Below are 23,207 nucleotides of genomic sequence, written 5' to 3'. Positions count from 1 at the left end.
CGTCTCGGAGCGAGAACGATGTCTCGCTGCGGGTGAGGGGCACGCGGGGTCAGGCGGTGAGGAGCGCCCACCAGATGAGGAGCAGCGTCACCGCGAACCCGGTGAACTGGTTCAGCCAGAGGAACCGGTCCCAGCCGCGCGTCGCGGTCGCCGCGGTCTCGTCGGTGATGTTCCGGTACGGCCACACGGTCGCGAGGTAGGGGAGTGCGAGAAGCGCGGCGAGAGGTCCGGGCCACGACACGAAGAGCATCGCGACGCCCGCGAGCGCGTAGCAGGCGAGGGCGAACCAGACGGTCCGCCGTGCTCCGAACGCCGTCGCGATCGATGAGATCCCGGCCGCGCGGTCGGCGACGACGTCCTGCACGGCACCGAACGCGTGCGACGCGACGCCCCAGAGCGCGAACCCGATGATGAGGGCGACGAGCGGCCAGGTCCAGACGGCGCCCGCGAGGACGAGTCCGTACACGGCGGGGGAGAAGAAGTGGATGCTGCTCGTGATCGAATCGGCGACCGGGCGCTCCTTCAGCCGCAGCGGCGGCGCGGAGTAGAAGACCACGAAGAACATCGACAGGGCGAGCACGAGCCAGGATGCCGGGGATCCGACGATCACGAGATAGACGAGGAACGGCAGGCACGACAGCGCCGCCGCCCACAGCGTCGTCCGATGGAAGCTCCGGTCGAGGACGGCACCGTGCGCACCGCCCTTGCGGGGATTGCGGAGGTCGGACTCGTAGTCGAAGACATCGTTGATGCCGTACATCGCCAGGTTGTACGGCACGAGGAAGAAGATCGTCCCGACGACGAGTGTGACGTCGATCTGCCGCGTCGTCAGCAGGTACGCCGCCGCGAACGGGTACGCGGTGTTGATCCAGCTCACCGGGCGCGACGCCACGAACAGCTGCCGGAGCGTCCCGCCCGGGGTGCGCGCCCCCGCGGCACCCGAGCCGCCGCCGGAAGCGCCGCCGCCCGAGCCCTCGGCGCCGGACGCCTCGGCGCTCACGCTGCGCCCTCCGCGGCATCCTCACGCGTACTGCGCGGTGTCAGGAGGCACCGGATCGCCGGGACGAGGAACGCCGCGGCCACCGGGTAGGAGAAGTCCTCGATGGGGGCGAGCCCGATGCGGATGCCGCTGATGAGGTCCTCCGGGTAGGTGAAGAGGTCGGCTGCGATCATGAGGTTGTCGAAGATCGCGGTGAGGACGACGAGCACGACGGCGGCGATCGCCGACACCCCCATCCGCTGCGCGAACCGCGGCCGCGTCGCGGTCGCGAGCGTCACGATCGCGGCCACGATGAGAAACGGGATGACGATGAGACCGTACATCAGCCGGCATCCTCCGCGGGCGCCGCACGCCGATCCGCCGCGAGACGGTCGAGGCGGCGGCGCCTGCGGGCCCCGAGCCGCATCGCCGCCGCGTGCGTGACGAGGGCGAGGTGGCAGAGGAACGCGAGGAAGACCGGCTCCTCGAGCGGCAGGTGCGGGGCGAGGTCGATGCCGAGCAGCAGCGGGCTGTCGCCGCGCACGAAGACGCCGGTCGCGATGCCGACGGCATCCCACACGACGAAGAACAGGGTGCCGAGAACCAGCGCGAGCCCCGACGGCACGGGCGCCGCCCACAGCGCCAGGCGGTAGCGCCAGTCGAGCACGAGCATGCCGGCGAACGATACCAGCAGGAACGCCAGGTAGAGACCGGCCATGTCAGCGGGGGCCGGACGGCTCGGGGGCGGGCTCGGGGGCGCGGGAGGCGTCCGGCTCGGGCAGGCGCGCCGCGCTCGTGTCGCCCCGTACCGTCTTCACGGCGAGCTCGGCGGAGATGAGGCACATCGGCAGCCCGATGCCGGGGAGGACGTTCGTGCCGACGTAGGTGAGGCCGTCGATGCGCGACGCGTTCCGCGCGCGGAACAGGGCGCTCTGCCCGAGCGTGTGCGCGAGGCCCAGGGCGCTGCCGCGCCAGGCGCCGAGGTCGCGTTCGAAATCGGCCGGCGCGATCGTCCGGCGCACCCGGATGCGGGAAGCGAGGTCGGGGATGCCGGCCCAGTCGGCGATCTGCGCGATGGCGCGGTCGGCGGCGGCCTCGATCGCCGCGTCGCCCGCGCCGTCTTCGCCGCCGTGACCGAGCGAGGGGTCGGCGGGGATCGGGACGAGCACGAAGAGGTTCTCCGCCCCCGCCGGCGCGACGGTGTCGTCGGTCGCCGACGGGCGGCAGACGTACAGCGACGCGGGGTCGGGGATCTTGCCGTCCGCCCCGAAGACGTCGGAGAAGTTCTGCTCCCAGTCGCGGCTGAACAGCAGCGTGTGGTGGGCGAGCTCGGGAAGCTCGCCGTCGACGCCGAGGAGCACGAGCAGTGCGCCGAGGCCGGGGTCGCGCCTGCGCCACCACCGCTCGGAATAGGTCCGCTCACCGGGACCGAGGAGGTTCTGCTCCGTGTGGTGGAGGTCGGCGGAGGAGATGACGAGGTCGGCGCGGTGCTCGGTGCCGTCCGCGAGGCGGATGCCTCGGGCCCGGCCGCCCTCCACGAGGATGCGGGCGACGGCGGCATCCGTCTGCAGCGTCGCGTCGCGCTCGCGCGCGAGCCGGGCGATCGCCTCGATGACGGCGGTGAACCCGCCCCGGGGGTAGAGCACGCCGTCGTCGAGGTCGAGCGAGCTCATCAAGTGGTAGAGGCTCGGCGCGGCGTAGGGAGAGGTGCCGAGGAAGACGGCGGGGTAGGCGAGGATCTGCCGGAGCACCGGGTCGTCGAACCGCGCCGACACGTGGCGGTGGAGCGAGCGCGTGAGAAGCGGGGCGAGGCGGGGGAGCTGGCGCACGAGGTCCCGGTCGCGCAGGCCCGCGAGCGACGCGTACGGGTCGTACAGGAACTTCGAGACCGCGAGGTCGTAGGCCTCGGACGCGGAGTCGAGGTAGGCATCCAGTGCCGCGCCGGCTCCGGGCTCGCGGCCCTCGAAGAGGGCGCGCGCCTCGTCGCGACCCGAGACGACGTCGACCGGCTCGGTGGGGCCCGCCGAGCCGCGATCCGGCTCCGGGTACACGCGGTAGGCGGGGGTGAGGGGCACCAGGTCGAGCTCCGCCTCGGCGGTGGTGCCGAGCAGGCGGAAGAAGTGGTCGAAGACCTCCGGCATGAGGTACCAGCTCGGCCCCGTGTCGAATCGGAACCCGTCCTTCTCCCACGATCCGGCGCGCCCGCCGAGCTGGTCGCGCGCCTCGAAGAGCGACACGTCCCACCCGTCTTCTGCGAGGAGGGCCGCCGTCGCGAGCCCGGAGATGCCGCCGCCGACGATCGCGGCGGTGGGCCTGCGGCCGTCGGCGGGAGAGCGGTGGTCGGCGGGGGTCGGGCGGTGGTCGTCTGCGGCGGTCATGCGTCGGTCCTTCGCGGGGGGAAGCCCGCCATCGCCTTGACGGCGATCGTGGCCTTGACGGGGGTGGGCACCGAGACGCGCTGCGCCCCGTCGTCGTCGTGCAGGCGACGGGCGAGCTCGGCGAACAGCCCGTGCGCGGTCGTGACCGCCCGGCGGCAGTCGGAAGGCAGCCGCGGGATGGCGAGGGCCGCGACGTCGAGGTCATGATCGATGCGCGCGAGCACCTCGGCGCGGGTCGCGCCGTCACCGATGCCGAGGTAGTCGCGGCCGAGGCGCCCCCGATCGTCGGCGAGGTCGCGGAGGAAGTTGACATCCTGGAACGCGGCGCCGAGCCTGCGCGCCCCCTCGACGAGCTCGGCGTCGGGGGAGACAGGCGCGGGCCGCCCCGCGTTGACGAAGACCTGCAGGCACATGAGTCCCACGACCTCGGCGGAGCCGTACACGTAGGTGTCGTGGGATGCCGCATCGTGCGACGTCTCGGTGAGGTCGGTGCGCATCGAGGCGAAGAACGGTCGGATCAGGTCTTCGCCGATGCCGCACTCGCGCGCCGCCAAGGCGAACGCGTGGACGATCAGGTTCGTACTGAACCCGCGGTCGATCGCGCGGAACGTCTCGTCCTCGAACTCGTCGAGCAGACGCCGCTGCGCGTCGGCGGGAAGTCCCGCGCGCTCCGCCTCGCCGTCGACGATCTCGTCGGCCAGCCGCACGAGCGCGTAGACGTTCCGCACGTGCCCGCGCACGCGCGTGCCGAGCAGCCGCGTCGCGAGGGAGAACGACGTGGAGTAGTTCGCGATCACCGAGGCGGCGGCATCCTGTGCGCTGCGGTCGTAGAGGGCGGAGGTGGTCACGGGACGCGGCCCTCGATCGCGGCGGCTATGTCGCCGATCAGCGCCGCGGCGGCGGGAGACAGATCGGGCGAAGCCGCCTGCGCGCGGGCATTCTCGAGCGACGAGCGCACGAGCGCCACGAGGTCCTCCCGCGCACCGCTCGCCTCGAGCTCCTCCTGCGCACGGCGGACGGCGACGGGACCCGTGTACGCCAGCGCGATCGCCGAACTGACCCGCGGCCACGCACCCGTCCGCCGGGCCAGGCCGATGAGTGGCGTCCGCTTCGATTCACGAAGGTCGGCGCCGGGTTCGCGTCCGGCCTGGCTCCGGCTTCCGAACGTGCCGATGAGGTCGTCGACGAGCTGGAAGGCGAGGCCGAGGTCGGCGGCGGCGGCCGCCAAGGCATCCCTCGTGCCCACGGACGCGCCGGCGAGCGCCGCCCCGGCCACGAGCGGCGCCTCGAACGAGTACGCGGCTGTCTTGTCGTGGGCGGCGACCAGGAGGGCGTCGGTGTCGGGGACGTCGGCGCGTGCCGCGTTCTCGACATCGGCCAGCTCGCCGGCGGCCGAGACGAGGATGGCGTCGTCGAGGATCTCGAACAGCGTCGCGCGGACGCTCGCCGACGCATCCGCCGTGGCGATGAGGCGGGTCGCCTCGAACAGCAGCAGGTCTCCGGCGAGCACGGCGGCGGCATCCCCCACGATGACGATCTCGTCGGGGCTCGCGCCGTACGCCGCCGCCCGGGCGCGGAACCGGCCGGCGACGTTCGGGGCGCCGCGGCGCTCCACGTCGCGGTCGATGAGATCGTCGTGCACGACGAAGCCGGTGTGCAAGAGCTCGAAGGCGGCCCCGACCTGCCACAGCGCCTCGTCGGCGGCGCTCGGGGCGGCGGCGTTGGGTTCCTCGCCGTCGACGGGCGCGAAGGCGCGGTAGGCGGCGACGACGAGCGCCGGGCGCAGACGTTTGCCCTTCTCGCCCGCGGCGGCGGCGGCCTCGGCGAGTGCGACGGCACCCTCCCCGAGGGGACCGCTGCGTTCCTGCAGTCGTTCGAGCGACGCGGCGATCGCGGCGTCGACGCCCGCTCGATCCTGCTCGGACAGCGCGATCATCAGGCAGCGCCGACGACGGGCGCGTCGAAGATGTGCATCTGCTCCGACTGGAGGACGAGCCACGGGCTGAACGCCCACGGCGCGGCCCGGAGCGAGACGGCGAGGTCCGCAGGGTCAACCCACCGCGTCTCGACGACCTCGCGCGGGTTGGGGCGCGGCTCGTCGTCGACGATCGCCGTGTAGACGGGGCAGATCTCGTGCTCGACGATGCCGCTCGCATCGACGGCCCGATAGCGGAAGAGGGGGAGGACCAGTTCGACGTCGCGCAGACGCAGGCCGAGTTCGTGCTCGGCGTGCCGGTGCACGGCGGCGATGACGGGTTCTGCGGGTCGGGGGTGGCCGCAGAAGGAGTTCGTCCACACGCCCGGCCACGTCTTCTTCTCCAGAGCGCGACGCGTGAGCAGCGTCTGACCGTCGGTGTTGTAGACATGACAGGAGAATGCGAGGTGCAGGGCGGTATCGGTACCGTGGACGCTCGCCTTGGGCGCGACCCCGATCTCGCTCCCGTCTTCGTCGAGCAGGACGACGAGGTCGGCAGCGGATGTCGATGGGTCGGCGGTCACGCGAATCTCTCCTAACGCTAGTTTAGCTAGCGATTTTCAGCAATACTACCTGTGGGACCGGGAGGTGTCCACATTGACAGAACGATGGGTGCCGCGTACAGCGCGCGACAGGCTTCTCATGTCCGCGCTCGAGTCGGTCCGCGCGCTCGGCGACACGATGGACCGCATGCACGGCGGCATCCGCGGTGAGATGGAGATGAACGCGACCGACCTCGCAGCGCTCCGGATGCTCATCGTGCGCGAGCAGCGGGGGGAGTGGGTCTCGCCTCATGAGATCGCGAGCCACCTGTCCATCTCGACCGCGTCGACCACCAAGCTGCTGGATCGTCTGACCGAGAGCGGGCACCTCGAGCGCCGGCCGCATCCCGCCGACAAGCGGGCGCGTGTCGTGGTCATTACCGACCACGCCCGCGCGGAGTTCTACCGGCACTTCGGCGTCCGGATGCGGCGTATGCGCGACGCGATGGACGAGTTCAGCGACGACGAGCTCGACGCGATCGTGCGCTTCCTGCAGAAGACGAGTGCGGCCCTGGAGTGAACGGCCGACCGCCCTCCCGACGCGAAGAAAGCGCCTGCCGATCTGTTCGGATCGGCAGGCGCCTTCTTCGTTTTCGTTGCGGGGACAGGATTTGAACCTGCGACCTCTGGGTTATGAGCCCAGCGAGCTACCGAACTGCTCCACCCCGCGGCGCAAGAAGATAGCCTAGCACGGTCCTGGAGCATCCGCGAACCGGAGGTGCCACGCGGGCCCGGCCGAACCTTGCGACCCGCGAGACGGTCGGGGGAGGATGAGTCGCATGGAGTCCGAATCCGTCGAGCACGCCGCCGCTCGCGACGCTCGCCCGGGCGAGGGCGACGATCGGGTCGATGGCCGTGACGAGACGCCGAACGAGCGCGCCGACCGAAACTGGTCGGAGGTGCTGCAGGAGCTCCGGGTGATGCAGACCGGCACACAGATCCTCACAGGCTTCCTTCTCGCTCTCGCCTTCCAGCCGGCGTTCGCTGATCTCGACGCCCGGCAGCGGGTGTTCTATCTCGGGCTCGTGCTGCTCGCGACCCTCAGTGCGGTCGTCGCCCTCGCTCCGGTCGCGCTGCACCGGATGGTCTTCGGCCGGCGTGAGAAGAGGACCGTCGTCGCGTATGGGCACGCGGCCCTCGTGACGTCGCTGGCGACGGTGTCGCTCCTGCTGGTCGGCGTGGTGACGTTCGTCTTCGATGTGGTGGCGGGCGTGCCCGCCGTGTGGGCGGCCGCGCTCGCCGCCGCCGTGGCGGTCCTCGTCCTCTGGATCGTGATTCCGCTGGTGCTGAGAGCAAGAGGACAGAACGGATGACGACCGCCACCCGCATCGACGACGGCGTCGGCGTCGCCGTCGCGCAGTTCGCGCCGACCGCCGACGAGACGGCGAACCTCGCCGCCATCGAGGAACTCGCGGCGCGCGCCGCCGGTCGCGGCGCGGATGTCGTGCTCTTCCCCGAGTACGCGAGCTACTTCGTCGACCCGTTCGACGACTCGCTCGTCGCGCACGCGCAGGAGGTCGACGGCGCCTTCGCCGCGGCGCTGCGCGAGATCGCGGCGCGGCACGACGTGACCCTCGTCGCCGGGCTCCTCGAGCGCGGCACGGCAGAGCGCGTCCGCAACACCGTCATCGCGGTGGATGCCTCCGGCATCCGCGCCGTCTACCGGAAGCTCCATCTCTACGACGCCTTCGGTCAGCGGGAGTCGGACTGGGTCGAGCCCGGTGGGATCGGCGAGGAGGCATTCGCGCCCGAGACGTTCGAGGTCCGCGGCATCCGCTTCGCGCTCATGACCTGCTACGACCTGCGGTTCCCGGAGGTCGCGCGCGTGCTCGCCGACGCGGGGGCGCACGCGGTGCTCGTCGCGGCCGAGTGGGTGCGCGGGCCGCTCAAGGAGTTCCACTGGCGGACGCTCCTGCACGCGCGGGCGATCGAGAACACGCTGTACGTCGCGGGCGCCGACCACCCGCCGCCCCTCGGCGTCGGGGCTTCGGTCGTCGTCGACCCGCAGGGTGTCGAGATCGCGGGCGTCGGCACCGCGACCGACGTCGCCGTCGCGTTCGTCGACGCCGCCGTCGTCGAGCGAGTGCGCCGCGTGAACCCCGCTCTCGCCCTCCGCCGCTTCCGCGTCGTCCCGCGCTGACCCGCGCCCCGCTGACGTACGTGCGGGCTCGCGAATCACCGGGCGATTCCCGAGTCACCGCCGCTTTCGCGCGCAATCGGCGGTGATTCGCGAAAGGGGCGGTGATTCGCGAGCGGGGGGCGTGTGCGAGGAGGCGACGTCAGGCGAGGGTGCGCAGGCGCGCGGATGCCTCGGCGATGACCTCGAGGCGCTTGCACGCCGCGAAGCGGACGAGGCTCCGGTACTGCTCGCGGTGCGGCTCCGAGACGAACGCCGTCAGGGGGATCGCGACGACCCCGGCGCGCGCGGGGAGCGTGCGGCAGAAATCCGCGGCATCCTCTGCGCCCTGCAGGAACGGCGCCGCATCCGCGACCGTGAAGTACGAGCCCGCGGCGACCGACACCTCGAATCCGGCGGCGCTGAGCCCGTCGCCGAGGAGGTCGCGCTTGTCGCGGAGCGCCGCCGCGATGCCGGTGAAGAAGGCGGCCGGCAGCGCCAGCCCCGCCGCGATCGCCGGCTGGAACGGGGTGCCGTTCGTGTAGGTGAGGAACTGCTTCACCGCGAGCACGGCGTCGACGAGGTCGGCCGGGCCGGAGACCCAGCCGATCTTCCAGCCGGTCGTCGAGAACGTCTTGCCGGCCGAGGAGATCGTGAGTGTGCGTTCGGTCGCTCCCGGAAGCGTCGCGATCGGCACGTGCGGCTCGTCGAACACGAGGTGCTCGTACACCTCGTCGGTCACGATGATCGCGTCGTGCTGATCGGCGAGGCGCACGATCTCGGCACGGACCTCGGCGGAGAAGACGGCGCCGGTGGGATTGTGCGGGTCGTTGACGAGGATGAGGCGTGTACGGTCCGTGACGGCGGTGGCGAGACGATCCAGGTCGGGCTGGAAATCGGGGAAGCGCAGCGGTACCGGCACGAGGCGCGCGCCCGCGAGCGCCGCGCTGGCGGCGTACGCGTCGTAGTACGGCTCGAACACGACGATCTCGTCGTCCGGACCGTCGATCAGGGCGAGGATCGTCGCCGCGAGCGCCTCGGTGGCGCCCGCCGTCACGAGCACCTCGCGGGCGGGATCGAGGGTCAGTCCGTAGAAGCGCTGCTGGTGCGCCGCGATCGCGTCGAGCAGCGCCGGCACCCCGCGCCCCGGCGCGTACTGGTTCGCCCCACCCGCGATCGCGGCCCGCGCGGCCCGCAAGACCTCTTCCGGTCCGTCCTCGTCGGTGAACCCCTGCCCGAGGTTGATCGCGCCCGTGCGCACGGCGAGAGCGGTCATCTCGGCGAAGATCGTCGGGGCCGGCGCGCCGCCCGCATCGAGAAGTCCGGCGCCCTGCGCCGTGCGTCGCCACGCTCCGGGAATGTCTCGCACCCGCTCACGCTACACACATAGCGTCGCATAGGCTCGCCCCGGCGGTGCCATATGCAACGCACAGAAATGCGGGTCATGCTGGACGAGTCCGTGAGAGTGCGGACCTGGGAAGAAGGATGTACCGATGAGCGAGAACGCCCCCTCCGCGAACGACCCGCAGCAGCCGGATGCCGCGAACGCGCAGCGACCGCCGCTTCCCGCGCAGCCGGCCGCCGACGCCGCCGCGAACCCCCAGACCTCTCCGGGCGCGTACCCCACCTCCGCGGCGCCGGTGAACCCCTACGCGGCGCAGGCCCCGTATTCGCCGCCCCGCGTCCCGACGTATGCCGAGGCGACGGCCGCCTATGGGGCCTCCGCCTACGCGACCGCGCCCCAGTCGACGGCTCCGCAGTCGACCGCGCCGGACGGTGCCGCGCCTTCCGCGCCCGCGGATGAGTCCGCGACGCCCGAGCACGAGGCATCCACCGGCAAGGTCGGGGCCGGCAAGATCGTCGGCATCATGGTGGCCGCCGCTCTCGTCGGGGGCGCCGCGGGCATCGGCGGCGCGGCGGCAGGTGCGTCGCTGTTCCCGCAGTCGCAGACGGTCGTGACGACCTCACCCCAGACCGTCACCGTCAACAACACCGAGTCGGTCAACCAGACCACCGCGATCGCCGACAAGGTCGTCCCGAGCGTCGTGACGATCTCCGCCTCGGCGGGATCGAGCGGAGGCACGGGTTCGGGCGTCATCCTGACCGAGGACGGCTACGTCGTCACCAACACCCACGTCGTGACCCTCGACGGCGAAACCGGCGACGCTCAGCTCAGCGTCACGACCTCCGACGGCAAGGTCTACGCGGCCACGATCGTCGGCACCGACCCGACGTACGACCTCGCGGTCATCAAGCTGACGGATGCCTCGGGGCTCACGCCAATCGACTTCGCCGACTCGACGAAGCTGAACGTGGGCGACCCGACCGTCGCCGTGGGAGCGCCCCTCGGTCTGTCGAACACCGTCACGACGGGCATCGTCAGCGCGCTCAACCGTTCGATCCAGATCGCCTCGTCGGCCGCCCCCGAGGGCGGCGACACCCAGGAGGACACGCCCGGTCAGGGCGAGTCGCCCTTCCAGTTCGACTTTGGCCAGGGTCAGCAGCAGTCGGCGACCAGCTCGATCTCGATCGCGGTCATCCAGACCGATGCCGCGATCAACCCCGGCAACTCCGGCGGCGCGCTGGTCGACGGTGAGGGCAAGCTCATCGGCGTCAACGTCGCGATCGCCTCCACCGGCTCGACGAACGCGTCGAGCCAGGCGGGCTCCATCGGCGTGGGCTTCTCCATCCCCTCGAACATCGTCAAGCGCATCACCGACGAGCTCATCCAGAACGGCGAGGCGACCCACGGTCTCCTCGGCGCGGGCGTGCGGGATGCGGCCAGCCAGCAGGGCGCGACGGTCGCCGGGGCGTACATCGCCGAGGTCACCGGCGGAGGCGCGGCATCGGCCGCGGGACTGAAGAAGGGTGACGTGGTCACGTCCTTCAACGGGTTCCCGATCACCGATGCGACCGACCTCACGGCGCAGGTGCGCGCTCTCGCAGGCGGCTCGAGCGCGCCCCTCGTCTACCAGCGCGACGGCAAGAGCGTCTCGGTGGACGTCACGCTCGGCACGCTCGACGACTGACCCACGCTTCTGAACCCACGCTTCTGAAGCCACGCTTCTGAACCCACGTCGCGCCCCACCGGCGCGGCACGGACGCCACCCCGCGATAGGCTCGCGGGGTGGCGTCCTTCTCGTTCGGCGCCGGCAACGCCGGGAAGCTTCTGCGCATCCCGCTGTACGTCGCCGGCCGGGCGGTGACCGCCGTCGTGCCACGGTCGCGCGAGCTGTGGGTGTTCGGCTCGGCGGTCGGTCTCGCCGATGGGGCCTGGGCCCTCTGGCAGCACGCGTCGGCCGCGGGGGAGCGCGCGGTGTGGCTCACAGGGACCGCCGATGAGGCGCAGGATGCCGCAGCCCGCGGCATCCTGCACGCGCCGAAGACGTCGCTCCGCGGCTTCTGGCTGACTGCGCGCGCGGCGGTCACGGTGATCACGCACGGTTTCGGCGACGTCAACCGGTATGCGGCGACGGGCGGTGTGATCGTGCAGCTGTGGCACGGCATCCCGCTCAAGCGCATCGGCCTCGATGCGCCGGTGACGACCGCGAGTCCGCTGCCGTTCGCCGCGCCGCTCCTCCGCCGCGCGCTCGCGGCGCTGTACCGGCGCACACAGGCACGCATCCGCGTCCTGCCGGCCGCGTCCGACCTCGTGCGGGGCCGCCTCGAGTCGGCGTTCGGACTGCCGAGCGCGCACGTGCCCGTCACGGGCGACCCGCGCGACGACGTCCTCTCGACCGGAACCGCTGCGGGCCGGCGCGCCGCCGCACGCGCGCGGCTCGCCGCGCTCATCGGACCCATCGACGCGCAGACGCCCGTCGTCCTGTACGCGCCGACGTGGCGCGACGGGGCGGCGGACCCCGGGCTTCCGGCATCCGCTGATCTGGCCGCGCTGCGCGCCGTGCTGGCCGACACGGGCGCGGTCTTCCTCGTCCGCGCCCACCACCTCGGCGCCGGCGACTACGCCGCGCTCGCGGGGGGCTCGGTGCGCCTCCTCGGCAGCGACGTCGTCGCCGATGTGACACCGCTTCTCCCGGGCGTCGACACGCTCGTCACCGACTACTCCTCGCTCGCCTACGACGCCGCCCTCGCGCGACTGGCCACGGTCTTCTTCGCTCCCGACCTCGACGGGTACGCGCGCTCGCGTGGCTTCTACGGCACCTACGCCGAGGTGGCGGGCGACGACCCTGCGACGACGTGGCCCGCGCTCCTCGCGCAGCTGCGCGCCGTGCTGACCGACCCCGCCGAGCGCGCCGCCCGCGTCGCACGGGCAGGCGCCCTCAGCGCCCGCGTGCACCGCTTCGCGGACGGACGCAACACCGCGCGGGTGTACCGTGCGATTCGCGCACGGATCCCGGCGACCCCGGGACGGCCCTCCAGGAGGATGCCATGACGATCACCGCCCGCATCGACACGGATGCCGCCGCCGCGCCCGCACTCGTTCTCACCGGGTCCGGAACCCGCCCGCGCGCGGTGACCGTCTCGGGGCGTCGGGCCTCGAGCGAAGGACGACTCACCGGTCGGGGCGTCTCGTGGACGGCGCGGGTGCCGCTCCATGCCGCACGGTGGGGCGGTGGTGCGCTGCCGCTGCCGACCGGCGCGTACGCGGTCGAGATCACCGGGGCTGACGGCGCGCCGATCGATCTCGGTGCGGAACTCGCCGACGACGTCCCGGCGACGATGACCCCCACGATGCGCGTGTCGCTGTCGGGCGCGACCCTCGAGGTCCGTCCGCCGATCGATCCGGCGTACGAGAGCGCCGAGGGTCAGGCGGCGCTGGAACGCCGCTACGCGACGCGGCCGAAAAGCGGGCGGGCGGGGCTCGAGAACGCCGTCTTCTTCGAGAGCTTCTATGGGCGCAACGCGAGCTGCAACCCGCGCGCCATCGACCGCGAGCTCGCGCGCGTCGCCCCGGGCGTCACGCGCTACTGGAGCGTCGTGGACCTCTCGGTCGCCGTCCCCGACGGCGGCATCCCCGTCGTCGAGGGGAGCCCCGCGTGGTGGCGGGCGCGCGGGTCGGCGCGTCTGCTCGTCGTCAACGACTGGCTGCGCCGCCGGTACGAAAGGCGCCCGGGCCAAGTGGTGCTCCAGACCTGGCACGGCACGCCGCTCAAGCGCCTCGCGCTGCACCGCCCGGGCTTCGACCCGCGCCGTGCGCTCGCGGTCGTGCGCGAGAGCCTCCGCTGGAACGTGCTGCTCGCGCAGAACCCGTACGGGGAGCGTGTCATGCGGAAGGCGTACGCGTTCCTCCGCCGCCCCGTGTGGGTCGAGGGCTACCCGCGCAACGACGCGCTCCGCCGCGGCGGGGGCGGCGACCGCACCCGCCGTGCGCTCGGCATCGGCGAGGACGAGCGGGTCGTCCTCTACGCCCCGACGTGGCGCGACGATCGCGACGAGATCGTCGACTTCCTCGATCTCGAGCGTCTGGCCGGGGACACCGGCGCCGTCGTGCTCGTCCGCGGTCATTCGCGCACGATCCCGGCGGGGTCCGACGCCCACGGCGCGCGCATCGTCGACGTCACCGCGTACCCCGACGTGTCCGACCTCCTCGTCGCCGCCGACGCCCTCGTCACCGACTACTCGTCGGTGATGTTCGACTACACCGCGACCGGGAAGCCGATCCTCTTCTTCACTCCCGACCTCGCCGACTACCGCGAGCGGCTCCGCGGGTTCTACTTCGACCTCGGCGCGCACGCGCCCGGACCGATGACGACCTCGCAGGCCGACCTGACGGCGGCGCTGACGGCGGCGCTCGAGGAGGGTGTCCTCCCGGCGTTCGTCGACCGCTACGCGCAGTGGCAGGACATGTTCAACGCCCGCGACGACGGCCATGCCGCCGAGCGGGTCGTCGCGCGCATCCTCGACCAGCGATTCGTCGACCGCGCCTGAGCGCTGCGGGCGCTCTCGTCAGGGGAGCGGCGTGTTGCGCCGCAGGCGCGACGTGTCGACGTTCTCGCGCGCCCCGCGGGCCACGCCGATGAGAAAGCCGACGCCCCACGCGAGGTGCATCGAGGGGATCACGACGAGGGCCCACAGTCGCTCCCGCCACCCGGGACCGGCGTGCCGGCCGAGCGCGTATGCGGCGACGAGCGCGAGGTAGGCGATGAGCGGGAGATTGACGATGGATGCCGCGAGCGCCCAGCCCCCCCACAGGACGCCGGTCGCCTGGAGCACGGCCACGACGAGCGCGAGCGCGACCAGGACGACGAGCGCGGGCGGGGCGAAGAAGCGCACGGAGTTGCGGCGTCCGTAACGGCGGACGAGCTCGCCGCGCCACGTCCCCGTCGAGCGGAACTGGCGGACGAGCCGCGTCCAGCGCTCCCGCGGCCAGTAGGCGACGGCGAGCTGCGGGTCGAACCACACGCGATACCCCGCGCGGCGGATGCGGAGGTTCAGCTCCCAATCCTCGCCGCGCCGGATCGACTCGTCGAAGAGGCCCACCTCGTCGAGCACCGCACGGCGGAGCACACCCAGGTACGCCGACTCGGCCGGTCCGTCGGCGCCGCCGGAGTGGTACGCACCTCCGCCGAGGCCGATGGGGGAGTTGTACGCCCGCGCGACGGCGCGCTGGAAGGGGGTGCGGCCTTGGGCGCGCATGACTCCGCCGACGTTCGCGGCGCGGGTACGCGCGAGTGTCGCCATCGCCTCCGCGGTGTAGCCGGGTTCGAGAGCGGAATGCGCGTCGACCCGCACGATCGTCGGGTGGGCGGCGGCGCGGATCGCGGCGTTGAGGCCGACGGGGATGTCGGCGGCGGGGTTCGCGATGAGACGGATCCGCGGATCGGCGTCGGCGAGGCGCTGCGCGATCGCGTCGGTTTCGTCCGTCGACGGCCCGAGCGCGAGGATCAGCTCGGTGGGCTCGGCCACCTCTTGGGCGAGGACGCTCGCCACCGCCGCCTCGAGGTAGCGCTCCTCGTTGAGGACGGGCATGACGAAGCTCACCCCTGATCCCGGCGGCGGGACGGGGGCGTCGCGCTGTCCGGGGGCGACCTCGTGCATCCGTCGATCATGTCACGCCGGCGCCCTCCCGACGCAGGCGGCCGGCGGCCGGCTCGTTAGGCTGGAGGGATGCCGGTGATCTCTGACGCACGCAAAGCGGTCGCGCTCCTGCGGAAGGCGCTGCGCACGCGCACGGCGGTCCGCGAGGTGCGCCGCGGCGTCGCGGAGCAGGGAGCTCTTCCCGCCGGGCGGTTCCGCGTGGCGGTGTACTTCGCCGACGGCGACGTCAACATGTACCAGATCCGCCAGTGGTACAAGCCGCTCGCCCATCTCGCCGCCCGGTGGCCGGTTCTCGTGCTTGCGCGCGCGGCGACCGGTGCTCGGGCGCTTCTGGCCGACGGCGAGCTGCCGATCGCGTTCGTCCCGACCATCCGCGACCTCGAGGACGCGATCGCCGAGCAGGACATCCGCGTTGTGCTGTACGTCAACCAGAACACCCGGAACTTCCAGATGTTCCGCTACGGGCGCCGCTGGCACGTGTTCATCAACCACGGCGAGTCCGACAAGATGTACATGACGACGAACCAGTTCAAGGCGTACGACTACGCCTTGATCGCGGGCGACGCGGCGCGCGATCGGCTCTCGCGGGTGCTGTGGGATTACGACCTCGACGCCCGAACGATCGAGATCGGCCGTCCGCAGGCCGACTACTACTCGGGCACACTGCCGTACACGCCCGACGAGCGCACCGTCGTGCTCTACGCCCCGACGTGGGAGGGCGACCGGCCGTCGGCGCACTACGGGTCGATCCGAACCCACGGCGAGGCGCTGACCGCGGCGGTGCTCGCATCGCCTTCCCACCGCCTGATCTACCGTCCGCACCCGCGGTCGGGCGTCGTCGACGAGGAGTACGGCGCCGCCAACGACCGGATCGTCGCCGCGATCGCCGCGGCCAACGCGGCCGATCCCACCGCGCAGCACGTCCACGACACGGGCGCGGAGCTCGGATGGCAACTCGCGGCGGCCGACGTCGCGGTCGTCGACATCTCCGCGATGGTCTACGACCGACTCGCGGCCGACAAACCCCTCATGGTGACGCGCCCCGTCGACCCCGAGGCGATCGTCGACACGCACGGTTACCTGTCGGATGCCGAGTGGCTGAGCGCCGAGGCATCCGTCACCTTCCTCGACGAGGCCACGCGGGTCCTCTCCGACCCCGGCGCGGTCGGCAAACTCGACGGCTGGGTGCGCCACTACTTCGGAGACACGGCGCCGGGAGCGGCGACCGCGCGCTTCGAGGCCGCGGTGGAGACGCTCATGGAACGGTGGGATGCCTGGCATGCCCGCTCCGCGACGGTGGACGGCGACGAGGCTCTCGACGACGAGGCCGAGCTCGACGACGAGTGAGACCCGCGCCCGCACCGCCGTGCGCGCCGACGGCGTCTCAGGCAGTGACGAGCCGTTCGATAGCGGCGAGGGGGATCGTGAGCCACCCCGGGCGGTGTCGGGCTTCGTAGATGGCCTCGTAAACGGCCTTGTCGAGCTCGAGCGCGTCGAGGACCGGCCCTGCCGGCTCGGTGCCCGAGGCGCCCGCGTAGCCCGCGAGGAACGCGGCGCGTGCCTCCGCCGCCCACGCGCCCGCGCGACGCGCCCGGTCGACGTCGCCGTCCTGCGCGAGCGAGCCGGCGACGTAATCGAAGGAGCGGAGCATTCCCGCGATGTCGCGGAGGGCGAGGTCGGGTTCGCGGCGCTCGTGCATGGGGCGCATCGGCTCGCCCTCGAAGTCGATGATCACCCAACCGCGTTCGGGCACGCGCAGCACCTGACCGAGGTGGTAATCGCCGTGGATGCGCTGCAGTGCGGGCCACGGCTCGGCGGCGGCCGCCCGGTACACGGCGCGGATGGCGTCCTGGTGCGTCGCGAGCTGCGGCACCTCGGTCAGCGCGATCGACAGCCGCCGCTCCCACGCCTCGGTGATTGCGCGGCGCGCGGCCGCGTCGGCGTCGGGCGTCGGGAAGAGCCGTGCGAGGTCGAGGTGCACGTGCGCGGTGGTGACTCCGAGGTCGGCGGCCGGGCCGGCGAAGTCCTCGCCCGCGGCGGCCGCAGAGAGCGCGACCGGCCAGGCATCCGGAGCGTCGGGGAAGAACTCCTGTGCGAACACGAGCGAGCCCGTCGCGGTCGTGCCCTGATCGCGGGGGTCCGCCCACGCGCCCTCGATGACGCCGACGACGGAGGGCACGCGCTGCGAGCCGACGGCGGAGAGCCGCGTCAGCAGCTCGATGTCGGGGTTGAGGCCGGCACTCAGCTGCCGGTACACCTTCGCGATGATCGGGTGACCGGCGGCCGGTCGATACACGATAGACGTGTTCGACTGCTCGCCGGCGAGGACCTGGGCGTCGGCCGGTGCGGACGCGGGGGCGATCCGGGCGAGGAGCGCGGCCTGGAAGGCCGGGTCGTGCGGCCCGTCGAGGAGGACCTCGCCGTCTGCCGTCGTCCCGATCGCGCCGGGGGAGGCGTCGGCCTCCTGCTCGCGGCGGACGACGATCGGAATCTGCAGCACGACGGGGGACGGTGCGGCGTCGTCCGAGACAACGAGGACCCGGATGCGCGCGGTCGGGTCGAGGGCGGGGCGCGCGTCGTCGGCGAGGAGACGCAGGCGAGGCGGACGCGCCGATCGCGTGTACCAGCGCTGACGCGGCAGCCACTCGGCCAGGAGCGTCAGTGCGGTGTCCATACGTCGAGGCTAGCCCGGTCCCGGTCCGCGTGCCGTGTCGGTGCGGGGGCTCAGGCGCCCGTGGCCAGCGCGACGATCGCGGTGATCGCCGAGACGGCGGCGAGAAGCAGCGCCACACCGATGAGCACGGCGTGCACGATCAGGAAGCGCGTCGGCTTGCCCTCGGCATCCCGTGCCCGCGGGTCCTTCGCCACACGTCCGTAGAAGCGCGGCCAGACGAGCGCGTTGAACGCCGCGTTGACGAGGAGGAGGGTGATGAGGAGCGCGGTCACGTCTCGAGCCTACGTGGCGCGAGCGTCAATCCCTGTCGGGCTCGGCCTGGTCGTCGGGCTCGGTCAGGTCGTCGGGGATCGGGGCCTCGACGTCGATCTCGATGGTGGTGTACTCCGTCGGCACGCTCAGCGAGATGCCCGCCGGAGAGAGGATGCCGAGGTCACCGGCATCCGGCGGCAGGACTTCGCCGGGCACACGCGGCTCCCACGGCTCGGCCGGCAGGCCCGCCCATTCGCTCGGTTCCTCGGGGCGACTCTGGAAGATACCCATACGCCTATTGTGCTCCGGCGGCGTCGTCGGCGGTGTCGTCGTCGGGCGCCTCGGCGTCCGGGTCTTCGGCGGCGGACGCCGACTTCTTGCGCCGGGACGGCTTCGCCGTCTGCACCGCCGTGCCCACCGCCGAACCGACGGCGCCGGCCGCGCGCCGCGTTCCGGCACCGATCGCGGAGCCCGCGCGGCGCACGGTGCCGAACGCCGTCGCCTCGAGGCGGCTCGCCCCCGGGCGGGGTTCGAGTTCGGCCGGGTAGGCGAGCGGGGCGGGGCCGAACGCGCGACGGGAGCCGGCCAGCACGCGACGGCCGAGGAGGTGGTTGCCCGCACCGCCGATCGCAGCGCCGATGCCGAACGGCAGGGCCTTACCGACGACGGAGGCGCCGCCCTTCGCGGCGAACTGATGGATGAACGCCGACTTCAACCGGTCGACGAGCGGACCCATCGCGGCACGGGGCAGCGATTTCGTGATCATCTCGCCCCAGTACGCCGATCGGGGGGCGCCCTTCCCGGACATCTGCTTGCCGAACTGCGCGACGAGGTCCACCCCCTCCTTGCCGAGCATGAGGGTGAGCACGAGCGCCCGTGCACGGTCGGGGTTCTCCACGGGGATGCCGTGCAACTCCGCCAGCGACTGCGCGAACAGGGCCGTCGCGTCGAGGAATCCGAGCGTCTCGACGCCCGACAGTGCGAGGGTCATGCCGGTGCCGATGCCCGGGATGACGGCAGTGGCGCCGACCGTCGCACCCGTCGTCGTCACCGCGGCGAGGTAGCGGCGCTCCAGCATGCGGACGATCTCCGCGTTCGTCGCGTGAGGGTGGCGCAGACGGATGCTCCGCAGATGCGCGACGACCGCGGGGCGCTGCACACGCAGCACGCCGTCGAGCGCTCGGATCGTGCGTGGGTGTTCGGACGATCCGGGCGGCGGAAGGCCCCCGTCCCACGAAGAATCGTCGGACATCGAGTGGATGCGGGGGACCTTTGCCATGTCGCGCTCGATCCTATGGATGACCCCTGAGCGCGCGCTGGACGTTCACGAGCGCTGCCGAGAGCGGATCAGACGAACTGGTTGGCGCGCTCGAGGTCTTCCGCGAAGTCGACCTCGACGGCGTAGAGGTCGGAGATGTCGAGCGGCGCGAGCAGCAGACCGTTCTCGACGATCGCGAGCTCCAGTCCGCGCTCGAAGTAGTCCTGGTCGTCGACCCGGCCCAGCTGCGCGATGAGCGCGCGCTTGTCGGTGCTCGAGATGTAGTTGATGCCCACGGCCTCGCCGATGCCGCCCTTGACGGTCTTCGACAGCTCCTTGATGAAGCCCTCGGCGTCGACCGTGTACTTGACCTCTTCGTCGCTCACCTTGGCGGTGTTGACCGTCACGAACGACTGGTCGCGCTCGATGAGGGCGATCGCGCGGCCGAGGACCCGCGGGTCGAACACGACGTCGCCGTTCATCCAGAGCACGCCGCCCTTACCGGTGGCCTTCAGTGCGCGCAGCAGGCTCTTCGAGGTGTTGGTCTGGTCGTAGCGCTCGTTGTGCACGTAGTCGACGTGGGGGAAGGCGTCGATGATCGTCTCGGCGCGGTAGCCGACGACGGTGGTGATCCGCGCGCTCGACCCGAACGCTGCAGCGATGTTGTCGTGCTGCTGACGCATGATCGTGCGGCCGTCGCTCAGCTCGGTGAGCGGCTTGGGCAGGCTGCGGCCAAGGCGTGAGCCCATGCCGGCGGCGAGGATCACGGTCTGAAGGGTCGCGCTTTTGTGCGTCACGGGGTACTCCTGGAGGTTCTGTTCACTGTCCGTTCGACAGTCGGACACTCCTTCGTGCCATCCGCAATGGTAGCGAAGGCGCCTGGGAGGGCGCAGGAAGTGCCCGGTCCGTTGCCTTTTCGTGACATTCGCGGTAAGGATCGTCACGCGCCGGAACCACCCGGGCGAGGATGGGAAGCCCTTGCTAGGTTGGACGGGTGACCGCCTCACTGCCGCTGCCCGAGGACCTCGGGAACGATGCCGGGGGCGACGTCCGTCCGGATTCCTCGGCGCCGGCGAAGAAGGCATCCCGGCAGGCGTCCCGCCCCCGTGCGATCCGCGCGCCGCGGGGAGCGACGCCTCCCGTCGCCCAGGTCGTCCCCCCGCCCCCGGCGCTCTCGGCTGCAGAAGCGGCCGCCGAACGCGAGGCGCGCGCCTCCCAGGCGTCCCTCGACGACATCGTCGTCGCGCCCGACCTCGTCGTGCCCCCGCGCCCGCCCCTGCCGGAGCCCGAGGCAGAGACCGAGGTCGATTCCGAGACCCCGGCCGCCGAAGACTCCGTCCCGCCCCTCGACGACCCCGCCCCGGCCCTCGACGATCCCGCGCCGGCCGTCGATGACCTCGCGTCACTTGAGATCGACGTCGATGAGGCGGTCCCCGCGCTGCGTGTGCGGGGCGTCACGAAATCCTTCGGTCAGAATCGCGCCGTCGACGGTCTCGACCTCACGATCCCCGCCGGCACGTTCTACGGGATCGTCGGCCCCAACGGCGCCGGCAAGACGACCGCCCTGTCGATGATCGCGGGCCTCCTCCGGCCCGACGCGGGCTCGATCGAGGTCGCGGGTGTCGACCTCGGCGCGGACACGGCGCGCGCGAAGCGCCAGATGGGCATCCTGCCCGACCGGCTCCGCACGTTCGACCGGCTCACGGGACGGCAGCTGCTGTACTACTACGGCGTCCTCCGGGGCCTCCGCTCCGCCGTCGTGGAGTCGCGGACCGCCGACCTCGCGCGCGCGTTCGATCTCACCGACGCGCTCGGGCGTCAGGTCTCCGACTTCTCCACGGGTATGACGAAGAAGATCATGCTCGCGGGCGCCATGATCCACTCGCCGCGCGTCCTCGTGCTGGACGAGCCCTTCGAGTCGGTCGACCCGGTCTCGTCCGCGGTGATCCTCGACATCCTCTCCGCCTACGTCGCGCACGGCGGCACGGTCATCCTCTCCAGTCACGGCATGGAGCTCGTCGAGCGCGTCTGCAGCGGCGTCGCCGTCATCGTGGCGGGGCGCGTGCTCGCCGCGGGCACGGTCGACGAGGTCCGGTCGGGCCGGACCTTGACCGAGCGATTCATCGAGCTCTCCGGCGGTCCGAACGACGCGGAGGGCCTGGAGTGGTTGCACACGTTCTCCGACTGAGACTCGACCTCTTGATCGGCGCGCTCCGCGGGGATCGCCGTGCCGTCGTCCGCCGTCTGATCGGTGCGCTCGCGGTGATCGCCGCCGTCGTCGCGGTCTTCGTCGCCGCCCGGAGGCTGAGTGCGGTGGATGCCGAGGCGGCGCAGGCGGTCACGGTCATCGCGGGCTCGGCGCTCGTCCTCGGCGCTTTCGTCGCGGCGCTCATCGGCAGCACCGACGACCAGCTCGACCCGCGGCGTTTCGCCGTCTTCGGGGTGAGCCCCGGGCGCACGGCGGCGGTGATCCTCCTCGCGAGTCTCCTCAGCGTCCCCGTCCTCGCGCTCATCGCCATCGGCGTGGCGGTCTTCCTCCTCTGGACCGCGCAGGGCGCCGCGGCGCCGCTCACCGCCGTCGCGGTGATACTGGGCATCGTCACCGTCATCCTCGCCGCGAAGACCGGGCACGCACTGGCCGGCCTGATCCTCCCCGCGCGACGCACGCGAGAACTGACCGGGCTGCTGCTCGTCGGCGTGATCGTGATCGCCGTCCCGCTCGCGGTCTTCCTCGTCTCGCTCAACTGGCGCCGCGGCGAGGTCCCGGCCGAACTCGCCGAGGCCGTCCGCGTCCTGGCCGTCTCGCCTCTCGGCGCGGCGTGGGCGGTGCCGGGAGCGTCGGTCCTCGGATCGGCGACCGGTTCGCTCGTCGTCGCGGCGGGCACCGTCGTCGTGCTCGCCGGAGTGTGGGCACTTCTCGTGCGGAGGATCCTGACGACCACGACCCGCCCCGACGCCGGACGCGAGCGCGCCGGGCTCGGATGGTTCGCCCTCACCCCGGGCACCCCCGTCGGGGGCGTGGCCGCGCGCAGCCTCCTGTACTGGTTCCGCGACCCGCGCCACCTCGTGAACCTCCTCGTCGTGCCGATCGCCGCGATCGTCGTCGTGCTGCCGCTCCTTCTCGTCGGCGTGCCGATCGCGTACATCGCGCTCGTCCCCGCGCCGCTCATGGCGTTGCTCTTCGGCTGGCTGCCGCACAACGACCTCGCCTACGACTCGACGGCGGTGTGGATGCACGTCGCCTCTGCGGTCCGGGGAGCCGCCGACCGCCTCGGCCGACTCGTGCCCGTCTTCCTGGTCGGTGCCGCTGCCCTCGCCGTCGCCGTGCCGGTGACGGGATCTCTCCACGGCGACGTCGCGATGCTGCCCGCGCTCGCGGGTGTGTGCGCGAGCCTGTTCCTGTGCGCGCTCGGCCTGTCATCGCTGTCGTCGGTCATCGCGCCGTACCCCGTCTCGCGTCCGGGCGACAGCCCGTTCGAGCAGCCCCAGCGCACCGGCGGGGGCCTCGCCCAGGGCGTCGTGCTCGTCGGCGCGCTCGGCCTCAGCCTCCCCGCGCTCTGGTACGGCTGGCGGGCGCTCGCGGGCGATACGGATGCCGCCCTCACAACCCTTTGGATGGGACTCGGGGTCGGCCTCGTCGTGCTGCTCATCGGCATCCTCGCCGGCGGTGCCGTCTTCGACCGCAGCGGCGGGCGGCTGATGGAGTTCGCCGAGTCGACGTGACCGGCCCGCGCGTCGGTGCCCGCCGGTAGACTCGAGTGCCATGAGCACACCCCTCGATCGCCCTGACGAGGGCGGCACGCTGACCCTCGACCGCGAGCTCGAAGAGCTCCTGCGCGAAGAGAACATCGAGCCGGGCGATCACGAGCGGTTCTCGCACTATGTCAAGAAGGACAAGATCCTCGAGTCGGCGATCACCGGAAAGCCGGTGCGCGCGCTGTGCGGCAAGAAGTGGACCCCGGGCCGCGACCCGGAGAAGTTCCCCGTCTGCCCCACGTGCAAGGAGATCTACGAATCCCTGATGGGCTGAGGGC

The 23,207-nt window shown here is 72.2% G+C and carries 24 protein-coding genes and 1 tRNA gene; 10 read left to right on the top strand and 15 right to left on the bottom strand.

Going from position 1 to position 23,207, the window contains the following annotated elements; translation table 11 throughout:
• Nucleotides 1-49 precede the first annotated feature (49 nt).
• From AC3ENQ_RS02185 to idi, 7 genes are all read right to left on the bottom strand, one after another.
• Nucleotides 50-898, bottom strand: a complete 849-nt coding sequence (locus tag AC3ENQ_RS02185) for a prenyltransferase (protein ID WP_431801734.1) — start codon at nucleotides 896-898, stop codon at nucleotides 50-52.
• Between the two features lie 98 nt (nucleotides 899-996).
• The gene (locus tag AC3ENQ_RS02180; RefSeq protein WP_431801730.1) at nucleotides 997-1,326 is read right to left on the bottom strand and encodes a lycopene cyclase domain-containing protein; all 330 of its coding nucleotides are present in this window, start codon (nucleotides 1,324-1,326) and stop codon (nucleotides 997-999) included.
• Complete coding sequence (locus AC3ENQ_RS02175) at nucleotides 1,323-1,697, bottom strand: lycopene cyclase domain-containing protein (protein ID WP_431801245.1); 375 nt, start codon at nucleotides 1,695-1,697, stop codon at nucleotides 1,323-1,325. The genes AC3ENQ_RS02180 and AC3ENQ_RS02175 overlap by 4 nt, the downstream gene beginning before the upstream one ends.
• Before the next feature lies 1 nt (nucleotide 1,698).
• The gene (gene crtI / locus AC3ENQ_RS02170) at nucleotides 1,699-3,357 is read right to left on the bottom strand and encodes a phytoene desaturase family protein (protein WP_431801243.1); all 1,659 of its coding nucleotides are present in this window, start codon (nucleotides 3,355-3,357) and stop codon (nucleotides 1,699-1,701) included.
• Nucleotides 3,354-4,205: a phytoene/squalene synthase family protein gene (locus AC3ENQ_RS02165; RefSeq protein ID WP_431801241.1), complete on the bottom strand. Its 852-nt coding sequence runs from the start codon at nucleotides 4,203-4,205 to the stop codon at nucleotides 3,354-3,356. The genes crtI and AC3ENQ_RS02165 overlap by 4 nt, the downstream gene beginning before the upstream one ends.
• Entirely contained in the window at nucleotides 4,202-5,293 is a 1,092-nt protein-coding gene (locus AC3ENQ_RS02160) for a polyprenyl synthetase family protein (RefSeq protein ID WP_431801239.1), read from the bottom strand. Before AC3ENQ_RS02160 ends, AC3ENQ_RS02165 begins: the two co-directional genes overlap by 4 nt.
• The gene (idi, locus tag AC3ENQ_RS02155) at nucleotides 5,293-5,856 is read right to left on the bottom strand and encodes an isopentenyl-diphosphate Delta-isomerase (RefSeq protein ID WP_431801237.1); all 564 of its coding nucleotides are present in this window, start codon (nucleotides 5,854-5,856) and stop codon (nucleotides 5,293-5,295) included. Before idi ends, AC3ENQ_RS02160 begins: the two co-directional genes overlap by 1 nt.
• A 118-nt stretch (nucleotides 5,857-5,974) precedes the next feature.
• On the opposite strand from idi, the gene AC3ENQ_RS02150 reads away from it, so the two are divergent.
• Nucleotides 5,975-6,394 carry a MarR family winged helix-turn-helix transcriptional regulator gene (locus AC3ENQ_RS02150; protein WP_431801235.1) on the top strand — a complete coding sequence of 140 codons (420 nt, stop codon included), beginning with the start codon at nucleotides 5,975-5,977 and terminating at the stop codon, nucleotides 6,392-6,394.
• A 76-nt stretch (nucleotides 6,395-6,470) separates the two neighbouring features.
• Here AC3ENQ_RS02150 and AC3ENQ_RS02145 read toward each other — a convergent pair.
• A tRNA-Met gene (locus AC3ENQ_RS02145) sits at nucleotides 6,471-6,544 on the bottom strand.
• 109 nt (nucleotides 6,545-6,653) lie between these two features.
• Between AC3ENQ_RS02145 and AC3ENQ_RS02140 the strand changes: the two genes are divergently transcribed.
• Both AC3ENQ_RS02140 and AC3ENQ_RS02135 read left to right on the top strand, forming a co-directional pair.
• Nucleotides 6,654-7,187 (top strand): DUF6328 family protein, encoded by a 534-nt coding sequence (locus AC3ENQ_RS02140; protein ID WP_431801233.1) that lies wholly within the window; start codon nucleotides 6,654-6,656, stop codon nucleotides 7,185-7,187.
• Nucleotides 7,184-8,014 carry a carbon-nitrogen hydrolase family protein gene (locus tag AC3ENQ_RS02135; protein WP_431801231.1) on the top strand — a complete coding sequence of 277 codons (831 nt, stop codon included), beginning with the start codon at nucleotides 7,184-7,186 and terminating at the stop codon, nucleotides 8,012-8,014. Before AC3ENQ_RS02140 ends, AC3ENQ_RS02135 begins: the two co-directional genes overlap by 4 nt.
• A 139-nt stretch (nucleotides 8,015-8,153) precedes the next feature.
• Here the strand turns inward: AC3ENQ_RS02135 and AC3ENQ_RS02130 are convergent, their stop codons facing one another.
• The gene (locus AC3ENQ_RS02130; RefSeq protein WP_431801229.1) at nucleotides 8,154-9,359 is read right to left on the bottom strand and encodes an aminotransferase class I/II-fold pyridoxal phosphate-dependent enzyme; all 1,206 of its coding nucleotides are present in this window, start codon (nucleotides 9,357-9,359) and stop codon (nucleotides 8,154-8,156) included.
• Nucleotides 9,360-9,483: 124 nt separating this feature from the next.
• Between AC3ENQ_RS02130 and AC3ENQ_RS02125 the strand changes: the two genes are divergently transcribed.
• The 3 genes from AC3ENQ_RS02125 to AC3ENQ_RS02115 all read left to right on the top strand — a co-directional run bounded on the left by AC3ENQ_RS02125 (nucleotide 9,484) and on the right by AC3ENQ_RS02115 (nucleotide 13,879).
• Nucleotides 9,484-11,019: a S1C family serine protease gene (locus tag AC3ENQ_RS02125; protein WP_431801227.1), complete on the top strand. Its 1,536-nt coding sequence runs from the start codon at nucleotides 9,484-9,486 to the stop codon at nucleotides 11,017-11,019.
• A 98-nt stretch (nucleotides 11,020-11,117) separates the two neighbouring features.
• Entirely contained in the window at nucleotides 11,118-12,383 is a 1,266-nt protein-coding gene (locus AC3ENQ_RS02120; protein WP_431801225.1) for a CDP-glycerol glycerophosphotransferase family protein, read from the top strand.
• The gene (locus AC3ENQ_RS02115) at nucleotides 12,380-13,879 is read left to right on the top strand and encodes a CDP-glycerol glycerophosphotransferase family protein (protein WP_431801223.1); all 1,500 of its coding nucleotides are present in this window, start codon (nucleotides 12,380-12,382) and stop codon (nucleotides 13,877-13,879) included. Before AC3ENQ_RS02120 ends, AC3ENQ_RS02115 begins: the two co-directional genes overlap by 4 nt.
• An 18-nt stretch (nucleotides 13,880-13,897) precedes the next feature.
• On the opposite strand, the gene AC3ENQ_RS02110 is transcribed toward AC3ENQ_RS02115, so the two are convergent.
• On the bottom strand, nucleotides 13,898-14,989 hold the full coding sequence (locus tag AC3ENQ_RS02110; RefSeq protein WP_431801221.1) for a glycosyltransferase family 2 protein: 1,092 nt from the start codon (nucleotides 14,987-14,989) through the stop codon (nucleotides 13,898-13,900).
• Nucleotides 14,990-15,058: 69 nt separating this feature from the next.
• On the opposite strand from AC3ENQ_RS02110, the gene AC3ENQ_RS02105 reads away from it, so the two are divergent.
• A complete protein-coding gene (locus AC3ENQ_RS02105) occupies nucleotides 15,059-16,336 on the top strand; it encodes a CDP-glycerol glycerophosphotransferase family protein (RefSeq protein WP_431801219.1) in 1,278 nt (425 codons plus the stop codon).
• Nucleotides 16,337-16,373: 37 nt separating this feature from the next.
• Here AC3ENQ_RS02105 and AC3ENQ_RS02100 read toward each other — a convergent pair whose 3' ends face one another.
• The 5 genes from AC3ENQ_RS02100 to AC3ENQ_RS02080 form a co-directional block, all read right to left on the bottom strand.
• Nucleotides 16,374-17,663: a maltokinase N-terminal cap-like domain-containing protein gene (locus tag AC3ENQ_RS02100; protein ID WP_431801217.1), complete on the bottom strand. Its 1,290-nt coding sequence runs from the start codon at nucleotides 17,661-17,663 to the stop codon at nucleotides 16,374-16,376.
• 50 nt (nucleotides 17,664-17,713) lie between these two features.
• Entirely contained in the window at nucleotides 17,714-17,935 is a 222-nt protein-coding gene (locus AC3ENQ_RS02095; RefSeq protein ID WP_431801215.1) for an SCO4848 family membrane protein, read from the bottom strand.
• Between the two features lie 25 nt (nucleotides 17,936-17,960).
• Complete coding sequence (locus tag AC3ENQ_RS02090; protein WP_431801213.1) at nucleotides 17,961-18,206, bottom strand: hypothetical protein; 246 nt, start codon at nucleotides 18,204-18,206, stop codon at nucleotides 17,961-17,963.
• A gap of 4 nt (nucleotides 18,207-18,210) precedes the next feature.
• Nucleotides 18,211-19,194 carry a hypothetical protein gene (locus tag AC3ENQ_RS02085; RefSeq protein ID WP_431801211.1) on the bottom strand — a complete coding sequence of 328 codons (984 nt, stop codon included), beginning with the start codon at nucleotides 19,192-19,194 and terminating at the stop codon, nucleotides 18,211-18,213.
• 68 nt (nucleotides 19,195-19,262) lie between these two features.
• Nucleotides 19,263-19,970 (bottom strand): phosphocholine cytidylyltransferase family protein, encoded by a 708-nt coding sequence (locus AC3ENQ_RS02080; RefSeq protein ID WP_431801209.1) that lies wholly within the window; start codon nucleotides 19,968-19,970, stop codon nucleotides 19,263-19,265.
• A gap of 197 nt (nucleotides 19,971-20,167) precedes the next feature.
• Here AC3ENQ_RS02080 and AC3ENQ_RS02075 point away from each other — a divergent pair, with 197 nt between their 5' ends.
• The 3 genes from AC3ENQ_RS02075 to AC3ENQ_RS02065 are packed head-to-tail and all read left to right on the top strand — an operon-like array spanning nucleotide 20,168 to nucleotide 23,203.
• Complete coding sequence (locus tag AC3ENQ_RS02075) at nucleotides 20,168-21,361, top strand: ABC transporter ATP-binding protein (protein ID WP_431801208.1); 1,194 nt, start codon at nucleotides 20,168-20,170, stop codon at nucleotides 21,359-21,361.
• 11 nt (nucleotides 21,362-21,372) lie between these two features.
• Nucleotides 21,373-22,896: a hypothetical protein gene (locus AC3ENQ_RS02070; protein WP_431801206.1), complete on the top strand. Its 1,524-nt coding sequence runs from the start codon at nucleotides 21,373-21,375 to the stop codon at nucleotides 22,894-22,896.
• Between the two features lie 40 nt (nucleotides 22,897-22,936).
• A complete protein-coding gene (locus tag AC3ENQ_RS02065) occupies nucleotides 22,937-23,203 on the top strand; it encodes a DUF3039 domain-containing protein (protein WP_431801204.1) in 267 nt (88 codons plus the stop codon).
• Nucleotides 23,204-23,207: the final 4 nt, after the last annotated feature.

The sequence above is a fragment of the Microbacterium sp. bgisy203 genome (genome assembly GCF_057706945.1).
Note: the sequence above shows the minus strand (reverse complement) of the source record. Positions and strands in the feature narration are given on the sequence as shown.

Bases quoted from the DNA above. Each gene is read 5' to 3' on its own strand.
- AC3ENQ_RS02125 (WP_431801227.1), top strand. From the start codon at position 9,484: ATGAGCGAGAACGCCCCCTCCGCGAACGACCCGCAGCAGCCGGATGCC.
- AC3ENQ_RS02160 (WP_431801239.1), bottom strand. From the start codon at position 5,293: ATGATCGCGCTGTCCGAGCAGGATCGAGCGGGCGTCGACGCCGCGATC.
- AC3ENQ_RS02085 (WP_431801211.1), bottom strand. From the start codon at position 19,194: ATGGCAAAGGTCCCCCGCATCCACTCGATGTCCGACGATTCTTCGTGG.
- AC3ENQ_RS02105 (WP_431801219.1), top strand. From the start codon at position 15,059: ATGCCGGTGATCTCTGACGCACGCAAAGCGGTCGCGCTCCTGCGGAAG.
- AC3ENQ_RS02175 (WP_431801245.1), bottom strand. From the start codon at position 1,697: ATGGCCGGTCTCTACCTGGCGTTCCTGCTGGTATCGTTCGCCGGCATG.
- AC3ENQ_RS02140 (WP_431801233.1), top strand. From the start codon at position 6,654: ATGGAGTCCGAATCCGTCGAGCACGCCGCCGCTCGCGACGCTCGCCCG.
- AC3ENQ_RS02065 (WP_431801204.1), top strand. From the start codon at position 22,937: ATGAGCACACCCCTCGATCGCCCTGACGAGGGCGGCACGCTGACCCTC.
- AC3ENQ_RS02110 (WP_431801221.1), bottom strand. From the start codon at position 14,989: ATGCACGAGGTCGCCCCCGGACAGCGCGACGCCCCCGTCCCGCCGCCG.
- crtI (WP_431801243.1), bottom strand. From the start codon at position 3,357: ATGACCGCCGCAGACGACCACCGCCCGACCCCCGCCGACCACCGCTCT.
- AC3ENQ_RS02100 (WP_431801217.1), bottom strand. From the start codon at position 17,663: ATGGACACCGCACTGACGCTCCTGGCCGAGTGGCTGCCGCGTCAGCGC.
- AC3ENQ_RS02135 (WP_431801231.1), top strand. From the start codon at position 7,184: ATGACGACCGCCACCCGCATCGACGACGGCGTCGGCGTCGCCGTCGCG.
- AC3ENQ_RS02115 (WP_431801223.1), top strand. From the start codon at position 12,380: ATGACGATCACCGCCCGCATCGACACGGATGCCGCCGCCGCGCCCGCA.
- AC3ENQ_RS02090 (WP_431801213.1), bottom strand. From the start codon at position 18,206: ATGGGTATCTTCCAGAGTCGCCCCGAGGAACCGAGCGAATGGGCGGGC.
- AC3ENQ_RS02150 (WP_431801235.1), top strand. From the start codon at position 5,975: ATGTCCGCGCTCGAGTCGGTCCGCGCGCTCGGCGACACGATGGACCGC.